This is a genomic window from Streptomyces sp. NPDC001407 (assembly GCF_042895325.1).
Classification (GTDB): domain Bacteria; phylum Actinomycetota; class Actinomycetes; order Streptomycetales; family Streptomycetaceae; genus Streptomyces.
Genome location: NZ_JBIAWF010000026.1, coordinates 41748 through 57758, shown reverse-complemented (window position 1 = coordinate 57758; position 16011 = coordinate 41748). Strand labels below are relative to the sequence as shown.

The following is a 16011-nucleotide window of genomic DNA, read 5'->3' as shown; positions in this document are numbered from 1 at the left end:
GACCGTCACTCGGAGATCGCGGCGTCGAGCGTGTCGTGCACGGTGAAGACGGCTTCCGCGCCGGTGATCTCGAAGACCCTGGCGACGACCGGCTGCATGGCGGCGAGGTGGATGGACCCACCCGCGGCCTCGGCGACCAGCCGGGCGCCGAGCAGCACATTGAGCCCGGTGGAGTCGCAGAACTCCAGCTTCGAGCAGTCCACGACCACGCGCGCGCTGATATCGGCCACGCTCGCCTCGAGGGGCTCGCGCAGCAGCTCGGCGGTGTGGTGATCGAGCTCACCCGCCGGCGTCACGACCGCACTCGCTCCGTGGCGCCGGACCTCTACATTCAGCCGGCCTTTGCTTGCGCTGCCGACCATCCCGCGGTCCATGCGCATCCCTTCCCGGTTGCCTGCGTGGACGGCTGAACACTACGCCTTCGATACGACGTCCGGTAGCCGAACATCCGTCATTTAACGACAAAGTCGGACAACACGGACTTGCCAGGGGGTGGTGAAGACCGGTAGGGCTAGTAGAGGACATCCACCACGGACGGCTTTGGAGGCGCCGCAAACCGCAGCAAGAGGTCAAGGCATCGGCGGCCATATGCCGAGAATGATGGAGGACACCATGTCACCCCGGCTCGACGCACCGCGCACCGGAACCCTTCGGGAGACCGCGTCGTCGGCGACCCCGCACGAAGAGAGTGAGCCCGGCATCTCCGGGCTCCCCGAGATCCCGCCCTACGACGAGGTGGGGCCGGACGACGCGCGGGCCCTGTCCAAGACCCTCTTCGCCCGCCTCGCGGAGCTTGAGGAGGGCACCCACGAATACGCGTACGTCCGCAACACCCTGGTCGAACTCAACCTGGCACTGGTGCGGTTCGCCGCGTCGCGGTTCCGCACCCGCAGCGAGCCGATGGAGGACATCGTCCAGGTCGGCACGATCGGCCTGATCAAGGCGATCGACCGGTTCGAGCTCAGCAGGGGCGTCGAGTTCCCCACCTTCGCGATGCCGACGATCATCGGTGAGATCAAGCGGTTCTTCCGTGACACCAGTTGGTCCGTGCGCGTCCCCCGGCGGCTCCAGGAGCTCCGCCTCGACCTCGCGAAGACCCGCGACGAGATGGCGCAGCAGCTCGACCGCTCCCCCACGGTCGCCGAGCTCGCCGAGCGGCTCGGCCTGGCCGAGGAAGAGGTCATCGAGGGCATGGCCGCGAGCAACGCGTACACCGCGAGCTCGCTGGACGCCCAGCCCACCGAGGACGACACCGAGGGCACGCTCTCGGCCCGCATCGGCTACGAGGACCACGGTCTCGAAGGCATCGAGTACGTGGAGTCCCTCAAGCCGCTGATCGCCGAACTCCGGCCCCGCGACCGGAAGATCCTCTCCCTGCGCTTCGTCGCGAACATGACGCAGTCGGAGATAGGCGAGGAGCTGGGCATCTCCCAGATGCACGTCTCGCGGCTGCTCTCGCGCACGCTCGTGCGGCTGCGCCGGGGGCTGCTGGTCGAGGAGTGACCCCCCGGTCACTTGCGATGGCAGACGAACTGCCGGCTGCCGTCGTCACCGGTCTGGATCACGGCACTCGCACACCCCTCGGGGCACCGTGGCGGCGCGGCATGCGCGCTGCGGCGGCGCTCCGGGGGGTGATCGCATGTGGAGCAGTACCACACGGGCGCGTACGGGTAGGTGACGTCCCACCACATCGGACTGCCGCAGCGCCTGCACCTGACCAGGGGCGGCCTGCTCTGATCGACGTTCACCCGGGCATGGTCCCGCCCGGCCGCCGCGTGTGACGGGCGTGCCGCCCCTGCCTCACCCGTACGAGGGCCACGAGGACGACCGCGCCGATTCGCACCGGCCGTCAATCCGGGCGACCTCGCCATGTGAACAAGTGCAAGATGTCGCCATGAGCGTGAGCATAGACATCACCGGCCTGCCTCCCGAGCGCATCGTCTTCGAGACGTCCCCGCTGGCAGAGCTGTGCATCACGCTGCACGTGCTGTCCGAGCCCGGCCACCACCCCGGGCAGGCGGCCTGGGCCACCGCCACGGCCGGCGCGCTCCCGCAGGACCTCGCCGACCGGCTGCGCGAAGCGGACTTCCTGTGGCGGCACGCCTTCTCCGACCTCTTCATGCCGTACGCCGGGCTGCGCGAGGGTGACGGCCGTACGGGCCGGACGCTCGCCGAGGAGCTGGACCAGCTGGACCGGCTGGACGACGACCAGTTCGTCACCACCGCGCTGGAGTTCACCTGCCTCGCCTCCTACAACACGGGCGCCCCTTCGCCGCTCGCCGACCCGGCCACCCGCACCAGGGCACTGGAGCTGGCCGCCGCCCGCGGCCCCCGGCAGCTGGACTTCACCGCGCGGCTGCTGAAGGACCCCGCCTCCGTACGCGCCTGGGTGCGCCGCCTGCTGGAGGACTGCGACGACGCCTTCTTCGCGGCCCTCTGGCGGGAGGGCGAGCCCGCGCTCGCCGCCGACACCCGGCACAAGACGGAACTGCTGCGCCGCAAGGGGCTGAGCGGGGCCCTGGCCGAGGTCTCCCCCGCGATCACCCTGGAGGACGGCGGCCGGCTCATCCGCGTCGACAAGTTGACGGAGGGACACACGTCGGCGGTGGACCCTGCGGTGGGTACGGGCCTGTCGTTCGTCCCGTCGCGCTTCGGGTGGCCGCACCTGATGGTGCTGCACCGGCCGGGCTGGCGCCCGGTCGTCCACTACCCGATCGGCTCGCCCGAACTGCCGCCGCCGACGTCGCTTGAGCTCCTCAAACTGCGCCTGGAGGCCCTGGCCCACCCCGTGCGCATCCAGCTGTGCCGCAGCACGGCCCGCGCGCCGCACACGACGGGCGAACTGGCGGGCATCCTGGGCCTCAGCGCACCGGAGGTCTCGCGCCACTTGGGTGTGCTGAAGAAGGCGGGCCTGATCACGACCCGCCGGCGCGGCCGGTACGTCAACTATCAGCTGGACGTGCTGGCGGTGGCGCGGCTGAGCGGGGAGTTCCTGGAGGGGATCCTGCGCTGACGGTTCGCGGCCGGCGACTCAGTCGTGCCCACCGGCCGGCGCCGGGCCTTGCGGCAAGGCGGTCCGGCGTACGGCTGCGCCGGGGCTCAGGCGTGCTCGCTGAAGGCGGTGGCCGACGCCTCCGCCGCATCAGCAACGCGGCTCGCCGCTACGCGGCAAGGGCCGTCCGGCTGAGCCGGGGGGCGTAGGCCGACTCAGTCGTGCTCGCTGAGGGCAGCCGCCAGCCGGCGCCCCTCCGTGGCGCCCCGTCGCATCAGCAGCGCGGCGGTCGTGTGCAGCTCGTTCCACGCGTGCGGGCGGCCGATCGCGGCGGCGTCGCCGAGGGAGCCCAGGGCCACGGAGAGTGCCTGCTGCGGCTCACCCGCGCCCGCCAGGGCGTGGGCGAGGCAGGCGCGGTACCACGTGCCGTCGCGGCGGTAGCCGTCCGGCAGGGCGGCGAGCCCGGCGGTGAGCTCTTCGACGGCGCGTGACCACGCCCGCAAGTGCAGCTCGGCCATGCCGCGTTGGAGCGTGAACCACGTCTCGTCGTAGAAGTACATCCACGGCGGCTGGTCCTCGGGGCGCTCGGCGGCGAGCGCCATGAGCTTCTGGCCCTCGTCCAGCAGGCGGCGCGCCTCGTCGGCTTCCTGGTTGAGCGCGTGCCCGCGTGCCGCCATCTGTACGGCCATGGCCTGTACCCCCAGGGAGCTGCCGGGCGCGGACCACCGCGACGCCTCGGCCATCCGCACGCAACGGGTGGCGCGGCCTTTGGACCACGCCATGTGCGCCTTCATGTTGAGGGTCGTCGCCGCCATGTCCGCGTCCCCGGCCTCCAGCGCCCACTCGTGGGAGCGGTCGTACCAGGCCAGCGCGGTGGCGGTGGCGTCCTGGTCCTGCGCCATCCAGGCGAGGAACTGGGCGTGCTCCGAGGCGAGCAGCACCAGGCGGTCGGCCATGGCCCCGCGCGCGCTCGCGTGCAGGTCCATGACGGTACGGAGCTGGCCGCGCACGAGGGCGACCAGGGGGCGCGAGCCGATCACGTCCTCCGCCCGGCGGTGCTCGGCGAGCAGCCGGTCGAGCCAGTCCAGTGTGGCGGCGTCCACGCGCGCGGAACCGTCGACCACGCTGGTCACCCGCGCGAGGAGATCCACGTCCGGAGCGGTGCCGGGAAGCCGCAGGCCCGGGACGGCGCCGGCGTCGGCCCGCTCCCCCGTGAGCGGCCACGACTCCGGCGGGACGCCGAGGCCGGAGGCGATGCGCTGACGCACCTCCACGGAGGTCACGCGGCGCCGCCCGCGCTCGATGTCGGACACGTCGGACTGCGCGAGCCCGGTCAGCTCCCCGGCCTTCGTCTGGCTGATGCGCGTGAGCTTCCGGTAGGTCCGCAGGACAGCCCCCCAGTCCTCGTCCGCGACTGCCGCCACCAGCTGAGGATGAGCCCAGATGTCCACCACGTGATCCCTCACCATCCGAATATAGGGCGCCCTATAGGGCCTTGGGATGGGTTCGCCCTTCGGAGTGCGTGACGGTACCGGCATGGATGACACGCAGAGCTCCGCGCAGGAGCGAACGAATCCGGGCGGGGTGCCCGAGCCCGGAACGGAGCAGGGCGCACGCATGACCACGGCACCCCGCCCCACCCGCTCGTGCCTCGCGTGTTCGAAGATCCTGCTGGCGCGGGCAAGTGCGGTCCGGGAGGGGCGCTTCGGCGTCGTCCAGGACCTGACGCGGCAACTCGAAAATCATCGGCGGGCCGCGCAGGCGTGACGCGGCCCGTACGCGGATAGGAGGAGACGAGAACGAAGCGTCACCGTGCGGCACCCTCCCGGAGGATCATCACCGGCATGAGCGAAGAGTGCTGCACCGGCCCGCATCAGTTCTGCAAGGGGTGCCGGGGAAGCGGCTATTACCAGGCACTCACGCTCTATGTGAGTCAGTCGGGCCAGGCCGGTGAGATGTCGGCGGCGCACACGTGCACGGCGTGCAGGGGGCGCGGGTTCTTCTGCAGGCGGTTCGCGCCGTGCGAGGAGGAGCACGAGGACGAGACCCCGGCGATCGGCCCGGACGTCGTCCCGCCGGTGTGACGGGCTACTTCGTGCACAGCGCTGTGGACAGGACCTTCAGGGCAGCGGTGTCGGCCCGCTCGGTCTTGGTCATGTCCTTGGACAGGGCGAGGGTGATCTGGCGCTTGCCGTCGGCCGAGGTGAAGCTGAAGGTGTTGTAGCCGGGGACGCTGCCGGTGTGGCCCCAGGCCGGCTTCTCGCCGGGGCAGTAGGCGGCGTTGCTCTCCAGGCCGAGGCCGTACTTGCGGGTCTCGCCGCGGTCCGTGTCGTGCAGGGTGTTCATCTCGCGCCACAGGTGCGCGGGGAGCAGCTTGCCACCGGCCAGCGCGCGGTAGAAGCGGTTGAGGTCGGCGGTGGTGGTGACGAGGTTGCCGGGGCCCCAGAAGGCCGTGGGGCTGAAGTCGGCGTAGTCGGTCGGGGCGCCCTCGCCGGGGAACTGTTCGTAGCCGTGCAGATGGGGCCCGGACAGCCGCTCGGAGGTGGGCATCGAGGTGCCGGTGAGGTGGAGCGGGCGGATGATGCGCCGGGTGACGGCCTGGTCGAGGGTGGTGCCGGTGCGCTTCTCGATCAGCATGCCGAGGATGACGTAATTGGTGTTGGAATAGGCCCACTTGCCCGCCTCGCCGGGCTCGAACGTGCGCGGCTCCTTCAGCGCCATGTCCACCAGCTCTCGGGGCGTGTGGTGGGAGTGCTGGAGGGTGCGCAGGGGGTCGGGCTCCCGCCGGAGCACGTCGGTGTAGTTGGCGATGCCGCTGGTGTGGCCGAGCAGCTGCCGCACGGTGACGGGCGCGCCCTTCGCGGTGTCCGGGACCAGGCCGGGGAGGTGGCGCCCGATGGGGTCGTCCAGCTTGACCTTGCCCTCGTCGACGAGCTGGAGGACGACGGTGGCGACGAAGCTCTTGGTCACGCTCCCGGCCCGGAACCGGTCGCCGGGCTGGGCCCGCCGCCCGTCCGCGAGGTCGGCGACGCCGCTGCCGCCGCGCCAGACGCCGCCGGCGTCCCGTACCTCGGCTATCGCGCCGGGCACGCCCTCGGCGACGACCGCGTCGAGCGCGTGCTGGAGGGCGGCGCGGTCGGCGCCGCGGGCGGCGGGTGCGGCGGCGTAGGCAGGTGCGGCGGCGGGCGCGAGGGCCGCGGCGGCGAGCACTACGGAAACGACGGCGGTTCTGCGGCGCATGATCGGGGTGCCTCTCGATGGCGGCGGCTGATGCTCCGTCAACCTATGCGGCGGTTGCGCCCTCCACGCTCATGACCAGGAAGGATTCCCGGCCGGCCGCCCCTTGGGGTGCACCCTTAGGCGCACCCTGAGGAGCCCCCCCCTGAGGAGCCCCCTGAGGTCAGACCTCCCGCACGCCGCCCCGCCAGACCGCCGACACCAGCGGGACGCCGGGCCGGTAGGCGAGGTGCACGTGCGAAGGAGCGTCGAGGAGGGCGAGGTCGGCGCGGGCGCCGGGGGTGACGCGGCCGATGTCGGTGCGGCGCAGGGCGGCCGCGCCGCCCGCCGTCGCCGCCCAGACGGCCTCGTCGGGGGTCATCCCCATGTCGCGCACGGCGAGGGCGATGCAGAAGGGCACCGAACTCGTGTAGGACGAGCCGGGGTTGCAGTCAGTGGAGAGCGCGACGGTGGCGCCCGCGTCGAGCAGTCGGCGCGCGTCGGGCCAGGGGGCGCGTGTGGAGAACTCCGCGCCGGGCAGCAGCGTGGCCACCGTGCTGCCGTTCGCGAGCGCGTCGACGTCCGCGTCGGTGAGGTGGGTGCAGTGGTCGGCGGAGGCCGCGCCCAGCTCGACGGCCAGCTGCACGCCGGGTCCGTAGGAGAGCTGGTTGGCGTGGACGCGGGGGATCAGGCCGCGCGCCGCCCCGGCGGTGAGGATCGTACGCGCCTGGTCGCCGTCGAAGGCGCCCTTCTCGCAGAAGACGTCGACCCAACGGGCGTGCGGCGCGCAGGCGTCGAGCATCGCGCCGGTGACGAGGCCGACGTACGCGGCGGGGTCGTCGGCGTAGTCGGGGGAGACGATGTGCGCGCCGAGGTAGGTGACCTCGTCGGTGTGGGCGGCGGCGATCCGCAGGGCGCGGGCCTCGTCCTCGACGGTGAGGCCGTAGCCGGACTTGGTCTCCAGGGTCGTGGTGCCCTGGCGCAGCGCCTCGCGTATGTGGCGCAGGAGGTTGGCCTCCAGCGCCTCGTCGGTGGCGGCGCGGGTGGCGGCGACGGTGGTGCGGATGCCGCCCGCGCTGTAACTCTGCCCGGACATGCGCGCGTTGAACTCGGCGGTGCGGTCGCCCGCGAAGACCAGGTGGGAGTGGGAGTCGACGAAGCCGGGGAGCGCGGCCCGGCCCTCGGCGTCGACGTGATTGTCAGTGGCGGGTGCTTTGCTGGAAGCACCGACCCAGGCGATGCGGTCACCGTCGATGACGACGGCCGCGTCCTGGATCTGACCGAGGGGGCCTTCACCGAGGGAGGGGTCGTTGGTGACGAGATTGCTGATGCCGGTGATGACCGTGGTCGCCATGGGGGTGTGGCTCTCCTTCGGCTTCTGCTGGTTCGGTTCGTGGGCGGACGCGGGGGCCGGGCGGGGGGCCGGGCAGGGGCGGCGGGCCCCCGCCCGGGATGTCCCGGGGATCAGTCCCGCAGCGCCGCGATGGACTCCGCGAGCGCGCCCGGCACGTCGGGCACGAGCTGGTGGACCCCGTCGCGTACGACGTGGCGGCCGCCGACCACTGTGTCCCGCACATCCGCGCCGGTCGCCGCGAATACGGCCGTCTCGGCGCCCAGGTGCGGCGGCGGGCCCGCGGTGCGCACGGAGTCCAGCGCGATCGTGGTGAGGTCGGCGAGCGCGCCCTGCTCGATGCGGCCCGCCTCGTCCCAGCCGAGGGCCGCGTGGCCGTCGGCTGTGGCCGCGCGGAGCAACTGGGCCGCGGTCCAGTGGCCGCGGGTGTGGGAGTGCAGCCGCTCGTCGAGCTCCATCGCGCGCGCCTCTTCGAGGATGTCGATGACGGCGTGGCTGTCGCTGCCCAGCGACAGCGGGGAGCCCGCGCTCTGCAGCCGGTGTGCGGGGCCGATGCCGTCGGCCAGGTCCCGCTCGGTGGTGGGGCACATGCAGATGCCGGTGTGCGAGTGACCGAGGAGGCGGATGTCACCGGGGGTGAGGTGCGTGGCGTGGACGGCCGTGGTGCGCGGGCCGAGCACGCCGTGGTCCGACAGCAGCGCGGTGGGGGTGAAGCCGTGGGCCTCGACGCAGGCGTCGTTCTCGACGGTCTGCTCGGAGAGGTGGACGTGCAGCGGGGCGTCCCGCTCCTGCGCCCAGGCGGCGACGGTGCCCAGCTGGTCGACGGGCACGGCGCGTACGGAGTGGACGGCCGCGCCGATGCGGGTGTTGCCGTCGCCCTTGAGCGCGGCGGCGCGCGTGGCCCACTCCTCGGCGGTGCCGTCGCTGAAGCGGAGCTGGTGCTGATTGGGCTCCGCGCCGAAGCCGGAGGAGAGATAGCAGGTGTCGAGGAGGGTGATGCGGATGCCCGCCTCGGCGGCGGCCGCGATCAGTGCCTCGCCCATGGCGTTGGCGTTGGCGTAGCGCCCGCCGCCGGGGGCGTGGTGGAGATAGTGGAACTCCCCGACGGCCGTGATGCCGGCGAGGGCCATCTCGGCGTAGGTCGCCCGCGCGAGCGCGAAGTAGCTGTCGGGGGTGAGGCGGTCGGCGACGCCGTACATCACCTCGCGCCAGGTCCAGAAGTTGCCGGGCGCCCGCTCGGCGGCCTCCGCCGCGGCCTGCCCGCTGTGGGCCCGCGCGGGGGCGGCCGTGGCGTGGCCCGCCTGGACGACGCCGCGCAGGGCGCGGTGGAAGGCGTGGCTGTGGGCGTTCGCCAGGCCGGGGAGCGTGAGTCCGCGCAGGGTCACCGAGCCGGGCGGCGGGGCCGTGGCCCGGCGCACGGCGGAGATCCGGCCGTCGTCGCCGGTCTCCACGATCACGCCGGGTTCGACCCCGGTGTCGAGGAGGGCGTGCTCCGCCCAGTAGGTCTGCCTCGTCAGCGACACGCCAGGCCCTCCAGTACGTCGGCGAGTGCGGTCACCCCGGCCAGGCAGTCGTCCTCGGCCGCCGTTTCGGCGGGTGAGTGGGAGACACCCGTGGGGTTGCGTACGAACAGCATGGCGGTCGGGACGGCTCCGGAGAGGATTCCGGCGTCGTGTCCCGCGCCCGTGCCGAGGACGGGGAGCTCCGGGCGGCCTGCCTCGGCCAGGATCCGGCCGAGCTCGTCGCGCAGGGCGTGCTCGAATTCGACGACGGGGGTGAAGGACTCGCGGGTGACCGTCACGTCGATGCCGTCGCGCTCGCCGCGCTCCACGGCCGCCTTCTCGATCTCGGCGACGACCAGGTCGAGGGTGGCCTGGTCGGCGGCGCGGGAGTCGAGCCAGCCCCTGACCAGGGAGGGGATGGCGTTGACGCCGTTCGGCTCGACGCCGACCTTGCCGAAGGTGGCGAGGGCACCGGCGAGCCGGGCCTTCTTCCGGGCGGCGAGGACGGTGTTGGCGTAGGTGAGCATCGGGTCGCGGCGGTCCTCCAGGCGGGTGGTGCCCGCGTGGTTGGCCTCGCCGCGGAAGTCGAACCGCCAGCGGCCGTGCGGCCAGATGGCGGAGGCGATGCCCACGGGGTGAGGGGTGTCGGCGAGGGCCCGGCCCTGTTCGACGTGCAGCTCGACGAACGCGCCGATGCGGGCGAGCCGCTCGGGGTCGGCGCCGATGCCCTCCGGGTCGTATCCGGCGCGCTCCATGGCCTGCGGGAGGCTGATCCCGTCGGCGTCGCGGAGCGCGTGGGCCGCCTCGACGGTCAGCTGCCCGGCGGTCAGCCGCGAGCCCACGCAGGCGAGCCCGAAGCGGGCGCCTTCCTCGTCACCGAAGTTGACGATGGCGAGGGGCCGCGCTGGCCGGGCCCCGCGGGCGCGGAGCTCGTCGAGCGCGGCGAAGGACGACACGACGCCGAGGGGGCCGTCGAAGGCGCCTCCGTCGGGGACGGAGTCCAGGTGCGAGCCGGTGACTACGGCGTCGCCCGCGGTGGGGTCGCCGAGCCAGGCCCACTGGTTGCCGTTGCGGTCCCGCTCGTAGGTGAGGCCGCGGGTCTCGGCCTGGGCCTGGAACCACGTGCGGCAGTCTTTGTCGGCTTCCGTCCAGGCGTAGCGGCGGTAGCCGCCGGAGGCTGCGGCGCGGCCGATGGGGGCCAGGTCGCGCCACATCTCGTGGAAGGAGGGGGTGGTGGGCGGTGGGGTGGGGGTGGCGGGTGCGGCGGGTGCGTCTGCGGCGGGCTTTTTCCCCACCCCGCCCCTTCCCGAACCGGGGGTAGCCCCCGGGCCCCCGGCCGCGCTTCGCGGGGTGTCCTCAGCGGTGTCCTCAGCCGCCGGACGGGCTTGATTGCGCTCGGGCCGGTTTCCACGCGGGCCGTCCGCCGTCGCGGGAGTCCGCGATTCGTCACCGGCCGCGGGCCGGTGGGGGCCGGTCGCGCAGTTCCCCGCGCCCCTTTCGGGGCGCGGCACATCCGAGTCGGTCATGCCTGGTCACCCTCGCGCATCGGGACGCGGACCCCGCGGTCCTGTGCCACCGACTCCGCGATGTCGTAGCCGGCGTCCACGTGCCGGATCACGCCCATGCCCGGGTCGTTCGTCAGGACGCGGCGGATCTTCTCGCCCGCCAGCGGCGTGCCGTCGGCGACCGTCACCTGGCCCGCATGGATCGAGCGGCCCATGCCGACGCCGCCGCCGTGGTGGAGGGAGACCCAGGACGCGCCGGAGGCCACGTTGACCATGGCGTTCAGCAGCGGCCAGTCCGCGATCGCGTCGGAGCCGTCGAGCATGGCCTCGGTCTCGCGGTAGGGCGAGGCCACCGAGCCGCAGTCGAGGTGGTCGCGGCCGATGACGATGGGCGCGGACAGCTCGCCCGAGGCCACCATGTCGTTGAAGCGCTCGCCCGCGCGGTCCCGCTCGCCGTAGCCGAGCCAGCAGATGCGGGCCGGGAGGCCCTGGAAGTGGACGCGCTCCTGCGCCATCTTGATCCAGCGCGCGAGGGACTCGTTCTCGGGGAAGAGGTCGAGGATCGCCTTGTCGGTCGCGTGGATGTCCTTGGGGTCGCCGGACAGCGCCGCCCACCGGAAGGGGCCCTTGCCCTCGCAGAACAGCGGCCGGATGTACGCGGGCACGAAGCCGGGGAACGCGAAGGCCCGGTCGTAGCCCGCGAGCTGCGCCTCGCCGCGGATGGAGTTGCCGTAGTCGAAGACCTCGGCCCCGGCGTCCATGAAGCCGACCATGGCCTCGACGTGCCGGGCCATCGACTCGCGGGCCCGCTGGGTGAAGTCGGCGGGCTTCTCGGCGGCGTACGAGGCCATCTCGTCGAAGTCCACGCCGACCGGCAGATACGCGAGCGGGTCGTGGGCGGAGGTCTGGTCCGTGACGATGTCGATGGGGGCGTCCATGGCGAGCAGCTGCGGTACGAGCTCCGCCGCGTTGCCCAGGACGCCGATCGACAGCGGGCGGCGCGCGTCGCGTGCCTCGACCGCGAGCTGGAGGGCGTGGTCGAGGGAGTCGGCCTTGACGTCGAGGTAGCGGTGCTCGATGCGGCGCTCGATGGCGCGCGGGTCGCAGTCGATACAGAGGGCGACGCCGTCGTTCATCGTGACGGCCAGCGGCTGGGCGCCGCCCATGCCGCCGAGCCCTGCGGTCAGCGTGATCGTCCCGGCGAGCGTGCCGTTGAACTTCTTGGCGGCGACGGCGGCGAACGTCTCGTACGTGCCCTGGAGGATGCCCTGGGTGCCGATGTAGATCCACGAACCGGCCGTCATCTGGCCGTACATGGTGAGGCCGAGGGCCTCCAGGCGCCGGAACTCCTCCCAGTTCGCCCAGTCGCCCACGAGGTTGGAGTTGGCGATCAGGACGCGCGGGGCCCACTCGTGCGTCTGCATCACGCCGACCGGGCGGCCGGACTGGACGAGCATCGTCTCGTCCTGCTTCAGCGTCTCCAGCGTGCGGACCATGGCGTCGAAGGAGCGCCAGTCGCGGGCCGCCTTGCCGGTGCCGCCGTAGACGACCAGCTTGTCCGGGTGCTCGGCGACCTCGGGGTCGAGGTTGTTCTGAAGCATGCGGAGGGCGGCTTCCTGCTGCCACCCCAGGGTGCTCAGCTGCGTGCCGCGCGGCGCTCGGACGGGTCGCGGTCCGGACATGGGCCCTGCCTCCCTGGCGGCGCTCCGTGGGGCGCCGGTGATCTAGCCGGTGATCTGAAGAGAACCTTGAATAGAACGCTTCACATCTTGTGACAGTGAATACCACCAGTCAACAGGTGGGCCCGCCGGAAACGGAAGTGGCCGCTGCCGGTATTCGCCGCGCGACTTCGGGGCAATCAGTACGGAGCCACCGAAAGGGAGCCCCATGACCTCCAGAGACCAGGCCGTGCGCGCAGCCGTCGCCCAGGGCGTCGTCGGCCCCCGCGAGCCGCTCGCCGGCCTCCTCGACGTACAGGGCATCCGCGACGCCGCCACCGCCCTGCACGCCGCCTTCCCCACCACCGCCCTGCACACCTTCGCCGTCAAGGCCGCGCCCTTGGTGCCCGTGCTCCACCTGCTCGCCGGGCAGCGCGTCGGCTGCGAGGTCGCCAGCTCCGGCGAGCTCGCCCTCGCGCGCACGGCCGGGGTGCCCCCGGACCGCATCGTCCTGGACTCCCCCGCCAAGACGACGGAGGAACTGCGCGAGGCGCTCGCCCACGGCATCGCGGTCAACGCCGACAACCGGCAGGAGCTGGCCCGCCTGGACCGGCTCACGGCCGGGGCCCCCACAGCCTCGTCCCTCGGGATCCGGGTCAACCCGCAGCTCGGCACCGGCAGCATCGCCGCCCTGAGCACGGCCACGGAGACCTCGAAGTTCGGGGTGGCCCTGCGGGACGAGGGGGCACGGGAGTGGCTGGTGCGGGCCTTCGTGGAGCGGCCGTGGCTGACCCGGCTGCACGCGCACGTCGGCTCGCAGGGCTGCCCGCCCCCGCTGATGGCCGAGGGCGTACGGGACACGTACGAGCTGGCCGAGGAGATCAACCGCGCGGTGGGCCGGCCGCAGGTGCGGACGCTGGACATCGGCGGCGGCCTGCCCGTGAACTTCGCGTCGGACGAGGTGACGCCGACGTTCGAGGAGTACGCGCGGCTGCTGTCCGCCACCGTGCCGGGCCTGTTCGACGGCCGCTACGGCGTGGTGACCGAGTTCGGCCGGTCGCTGCTCGCGAAGAGCGGCATGGTGCTGGCCCGCGTGGAGTACACCAAGTCGGCGGGCGGCCGCCGGATCGCCGTGACGCACGCGGGCGCGCAGGTGGCCACCCGTACGGTCTTCGCGCCGGAGTCCTGGCCGCTGCGGGTGGTGGCATACGACGCGCAGGGGTGGCCCAAGCAGGGCCGTCCCGTGCCGCAGACCCTCGCCGGACCGTGCTGCTTCGCGGGCGACCTGATCGCCGTGGACCGGCCGCTGCCACCGCTGGAGCCGGGCGACCACGTGGCGCTGCTGGACACCGGCGCGTACTACTTCTCGAACCACTTCGCGTACAACTCGCTCCCCCGGCCGGGGGTTTACGGCTACGCGTCGGCAGAAGGCCGGACGCGATTCGCCACCGTGCGTGCCCCGCAGAGCATGGCGGAGCTGGTCGCCGAGAGCGGCGCCGCCCACGCCACGGAACTCAGCGCGCTGCGCTGACCGCCGCACCGCGCGCGGCACGGCGAGGTCCGCGGCGACGGGCGCCGCCGGGGAGCGCGTCGCCCGCGGCGAGCCCGGTGGTGAGGTAGCCGGGCACGGCCTTGGCGGTGGGAGCCGAACGCGCCCACTCCGCGCGCACCCAGAACAGCGTCTCGGCGTCCCGCTCCAGCCCGCCGATCCACAGCGCCTTCGCCCACAGGCCCGCACCCGCACCGGCGAGCGCGAGGCCGCCCGCGGCGGGCACCGCGAAGGACGAGCCGACGGCCGCGAGGAAGGCGACCAGCAGCCACCAGCGGCGTGCGCGCCGCCAGTTGCGCATGGTCACGCGGCGGTCCTGGAGGAAGACCGCCTTGCCCGCGCGGGACGCGCCGCGCGCCAGCTCTCTGTAACGGCCGCGCCGGGCGAGAAAGACCGCGCCGCCCACGACCAGGAAGAGAGCCACCCCCGCGAGCAGCCCGATCCGCCGCCCGGTGACCCCCGGGACGAGCGCGCCGACGGCCGCGCTCAGCAGCCCTGGCCACCACAGCCAGGCGGCGGGTGCTCTGACGATCACTGCTACTCGGGCCAGTGCGTGTGAGCCGCGCCCCATGGTTTGTTTCCTCCCTTTTGCGTGGGTTTCGGGTGGGTGTTGCCTGCGGCAGGCTAGCGAATGTTTCTGAGCGGGGGCTGAGAATGGGGGGCGGTGGGGTGGCGCCTGCGGCGGGCTTTTCCCCTACCCGCCCCTTCCCGAAACTGGGGCTCCGCCCCAGACCCCGAAGCACGCTTCGCGCGCTGTCCTCAATCGCCGGACGGGCTGGATTTGGCTGATGTGGGTGCGCCATTCTTTTCAGCCCGTCCGGCGTTTGAGGACGCGGCCGCAGGCCGCTCCCGCCGCAGGCGGCAACCCCACCGCCCTCATACCCCGGTATCACCCCACCCTTGCCCCCACCGTATGACGACACCGCCCCCACCCCCCGCCTAAATTCACCGCATCCGGCGAGCAGAAAGGGGCCCCGAAATGCCCGCACAAGAGCAACGACTGAAGAGGCGAGCCCTCCTCGCCGCCGGAGCGCTCGCGCTGACCGGGCTGCTGAGCGCGCTCACGCCCGTATCGCACGCGCACGCGCAGCAAAGGGCACAACTACCCGCCCCCACCGGCCCGTACGCCGTCGGCACGACAACCCGGCATCTGGTGGACACCGGCCGCAAGGACCCGTGGAAGGGAGGCGACCGGGAGCTGATGGTCAGCCTGTTCTATCCGGCGGACCCGGGCGCGCAGGAAGTCGCGCCGCAGATGGACCGGCCCTCCGCCGCGCACTTCGGGTCCGGGCGCGGTGCCGCCGTCTTCAACTACGGCGTGAAGGCCGGCGCCGCCGACTGGGCGGGCACGCGTACGCACGCGCGCGTGGACGTGCCCGTGGCGCGCGGGAGCCGGGGGCTGCCGGTGGTGCTGTACTCGTCCGGCCTGGGCGACCCGCGCACCTGGAACACCGGGCTCGTGGAGGAGCTGGCCTCGCGCGGGTACGTGGTCGTCACCGTCGACCACACCTACGACTCCTCCGAGGTGCGCCTGCCCGGCGGCCGGCTGGCCGGGTCCGTGCTGCCCTCCCTCGCCGGCGCGCCGGTGGAGAAGGTCGACGAGACGCTGCGGACGGCGATGGGGGCCCGGGTGGGCGACAGCCGGTTCGTCCTGGACACGCTGGACGACGCGAAGTGGCGAGCGGGTCTGCCGCGTGGCCTGGGGCGCTCGATGGACGTGGGTCGGGTGGGGATGGCCGGGCAGTCCGCGGGCGGGTTCACCGCGGCCCAGACGATGCACGACGACCGCCGGGTGAAGGCGGGCATCAACATGGACGGGCAGATGGACTTCCCGCTGCCGGACGCCTCCGGCCAGACGCTGAGTCCGGCCGCGCGCGAGGGCGTCGACCGGCCGTTCCTCCTGCTGGGCTCGGACGGTGCGGGAGCGGCGGACAACAGGCCGTCGTGGGACGCGTTCCGACAGCACACACGCGGCTGGCAGGCGGAGTGGAAGATGACGGGCGCGGAGCACGGCACGTACACCGACGCGCCCTCCCTGCTGCCCGCGTTCGCCGAGCAGGGCGCGCTGACGGCGGAGCAGCTGGGCAAGGACATCGGTTCCGTGCCGCCGGGGCGGGCGGTGGCGGCGGAACGCGCGTACGTGGTGTCGTTCTTCGACCGGTTCCTCAAGGGCCACGACGACCACCTCCTGGACGGCCCGTCGGCCCGCTTCCCGGAGATGGCACCCAAGGGCTGAGC

At 73.0% G+C, this 16011-nt stretch carries 14 protein-coding genes; 6 read left to right on the top strand and 8 right to left on the bottom strand.

The window, feature by feature from the left end:
* Positions 1 to 5: 5 nt before the first annotated feature.
* Complete coding sequence (locus ACFY1P_RS28880; protein WP_361534137.1) at positions 6 to 374, bottom strand: STAS domain-containing protein; 369 nt, start codon at positions 372 to 374, stop codon at positions 6 to 8.
* Between the two features lie 238 nt (positions 375 to 612).
* On the opposite strand from ACFY1P_RS28880, the gene ACFY1P_RS28875 reads away from it, so the two are divergent.
* Positions 613 to 1503 carry an RNA polymerase sigma factor SigF gene (locus ACFY1P_RS28875; RefSeq protein ID WP_390752242.1) on the top strand — a complete coding sequence of 297 codons (891 nt, stop codon included), beginning with the start codon at positions 613 to 615 and terminating at the stop codon, positions 1501 to 1503.
* Positions 1504 to 1900: 397 nt separating this feature from the next.
* Positions 1901 to 3013: a DUF5937 family protein gene (locus ACFY1P_RS28870; protein WP_390752260.1), complete on the top strand. Its 1113-nt coding sequence runs from the start codon at positions 1901 to 1903 to the stop codon at positions 3011 to 3013.
* Positions 3014 to 3207: 194 nt separating this feature from the next.
* Here the strand turns inward: ACFY1P_RS28870 and ACFY1P_RS28865 are convergent, their stop codons facing one another.
* On the bottom strand, positions 3208 to 4458 hold the full coding sequence (locus ACFY1P_RS28865; RefSeq protein WP_390752241.1) for a helix-turn-helix domain-containing protein: 1251 nt from the start codon (positions 4456 to 4458) through the stop codon (positions 3208 to 3210).
* A gap of 70 nt (positions 4459 to 4528) precedes the next feature.
* Here ACFY1P_RS28865 and ACFY1P_RS28860 point away from each other — a divergent pair, with 70 nt between their 5' ends.
* Together ACFY1P_RS28860 and ACFY1P_RS28855 are read left to right on the top strand one after the other, a co-directional pair.
* Positions 4529 to 4759, top strand: coding sequence for a hypothetical protein (locus ACFY1P_RS28860; protein ID WP_390752240.1), 231 nt, complete (start codon positions 4529 to 4531; stop codon positions 4757 to 4759).
* 77 nt (positions 4760 to 4836) lie between these two features.
* Positions 4837 to 5076 (top strand): hypothetical protein, encoded by a 240-nt coding sequence (locus tag ACFY1P_RS28855; RefSeq protein WP_361534149.1) that lies wholly within the window; start codon positions 4837 to 4839, stop codon positions 5074 to 5076.
* A 4-nt stretch (positions 5077 to 5080) separates the two neighbouring features.
* Here the strand turns inward: ACFY1P_RS28855 and ACFY1P_RS28850 are convergent, their stop codons facing one another.
* From ACFY1P_RS28850 to hutU, 5 genes are all read right to left on the bottom strand, one after another.
* Positions 5081 to 6232, bottom strand: coding sequence for a serine hydrolase domain-containing protein (locus ACFY1P_RS28850; protein WP_390752239.1), 1152 nt, complete (start codon positions 6230 to 6232; stop codon positions 5081 to 5083).
* A 160-nt stretch (positions 6233 to 6392) separates the two neighbouring features.
* Positions 6393 to 7562, bottom strand: a complete 1170-nt coding sequence (hutI, locus tag ACFY1P_RS28845; RefSeq protein WP_390752238.1) for an imidazolonepropionase — start codon at positions 7560 to 7562, stop codon at positions 6393 to 6395.
* 110 nt (positions 7563 to 7672) lie between these two features.
* Positions 7673 to 9082, bottom strand: a complete 1410-nt coding sequence (locus tag ACFY1P_RS28840) for a formimidoylglutamate deiminase (RefSeq protein WP_390752237.1) — start codon at positions 9080 to 9082, stop codon at positions 7673 to 7675.
* Positions 9073 to 10275: an allantoate amidohydrolase gene (locus ACFY1P_RS28835; RefSeq protein WP_361533988.1), complete on the bottom strand. Its 1203-nt coding sequence runs from the start codon at positions 10273 to 10275 to the stop codon at positions 9073 to 9075. Before ACFY1P_RS28835 ends, ACFY1P_RS28840 begins: the two co-directional genes overlap by 10 nt.
* 308 nt (positions 10276 to 10583) lie before the next feature.
* Positions 10584 to 12248 carry a urocanate hydratase gene (gene hutU / locus ACFY1P_RS28830; RefSeq protein WP_361533979.1) on the bottom strand — a complete coding sequence of 555 codons (1665 nt, stop codon included), beginning with the start codon at positions 12246 to 12248 and terminating at the stop codon, positions 10584 to 10586.
* A gap of 205 nt (positions 12249 to 12453) precedes the next feature.
* Between hutU and ACFY1P_RS28825 the strand changes: the two genes are divergently transcribed.
* Positions 12454 to 13755 (top strand): diaminopimelate decarboxylase, encoded by a 1302-nt coding sequence (locus ACFY1P_RS28825; protein ID WP_390752236.1) that lies wholly within the window; start codon positions 12454 to 12456, stop codon positions 13753 to 13755.
* Here ACFY1P_RS28825 and ACFY1P_RS28820 read toward each other — a convergent pair.
* Positions 13739 to 14344 carry a hypothetical protein gene (locus ACFY1P_RS28820; RefSeq protein WP_361533985.1) on the bottom strand — a complete coding sequence of 202 codons (606 nt, stop codon included), beginning with the start codon at positions 14342 to 14344 and terminating at the stop codon, positions 13739 to 13741. The genes ACFY1P_RS28825 and ACFY1P_RS28820 overlap by 17 nt on opposite strands.
* A 408-nt stretch (positions 14345 to 14752) precedes the next feature.
* On the opposite strand from ACFY1P_RS28820, the gene ACFY1P_RS28815 reads away from it, so the two are divergent.
* Entirely contained in the window at positions 14753 to 16009 is a 1257-nt protein-coding gene (locus ACFY1P_RS28815; protein WP_390752235.1) for an alpha/beta hydrolase family protein, read from the top strand.
* Positions 16010 to 16011 lie beyond the last annotated feature (2 nt).

Coding starts and splice junctions, on each gene's coding strand:
- ACFY1P_RS28880 (WP_361534137.1), bottom strand. CDS start 374: ATGGACCGCGGGATGGTCGGCAGCGCAAGCAAAGGCCGGCTGAATGTA.
- ACFY1P_RS28875 (WP_390752242.1), top strand. CDS start 613: ATGTCACCCCGGCTCGACGCACCGCGCACCGGAACCCTTCGGGAGACC.
- ACFY1P_RS28860 (WP_390752240.1), top strand. CDS start 4,529: ATGGATGACACGCAGAGCTCCGCGCAGGAGCGAACGAATCCGGGCGGG.
- ACFY1P_RS28855 (WP_361534149.1), top strand. CDS start 4,837: ATGAGCGAAGAGTGCTGCACCGGCCCGCATCAGTTCTGCAAGGGGTGC.
- ACFY1P_RS28850 (WP_390752239.1), bottom strand. CDS start 6,232: ATGCGCCGCAGAACCGCCGTCGTTTCCGTAGTGCTCGCCGCCGCGGCC.
- hutI (WP_390752238.1), bottom strand. CDS start 7,562: ATGGCGACCACGGTCATCACCGGCATCAGCAATCTCGTCACCAACGAC.
- ACFY1P_RS28835 (WP_361533988.1), bottom strand. CDS start 10,275: ATGTGGCGCGACCTGGCCCCCATCGGCCGCGCCGCAGCCTCCGGCGGC.
- hutU (WP_361533979.1), bottom strand. CDS start 12,248: ATGTCCGGACCGCGACCCGTCCGAGCGCCGCGCGGCACGCAGCTGAGC.
- ACFY1P_RS28825 (WP_390752236.1), top strand. CDS start 12,454: ATGACCTCCAGAGACCAGGCCGTGCGCGCAGCCGTCGCCCAGGGCGTC.
- ACFY1P_RS28820 (WP_361533985.1), bottom strand. CDS start 14,344: ATGGGGCGCGGCTCACACGCACTGGCCCGAGTAGCAGTGATCGTCAGA.
- ACFY1P_RS28815 (WP_390752235.1), top strand. CDS start 14,753: ATGCCCGCACAAGAGCAACGACTGAAGAGGCGAGCCCTCCTCGCCGCC.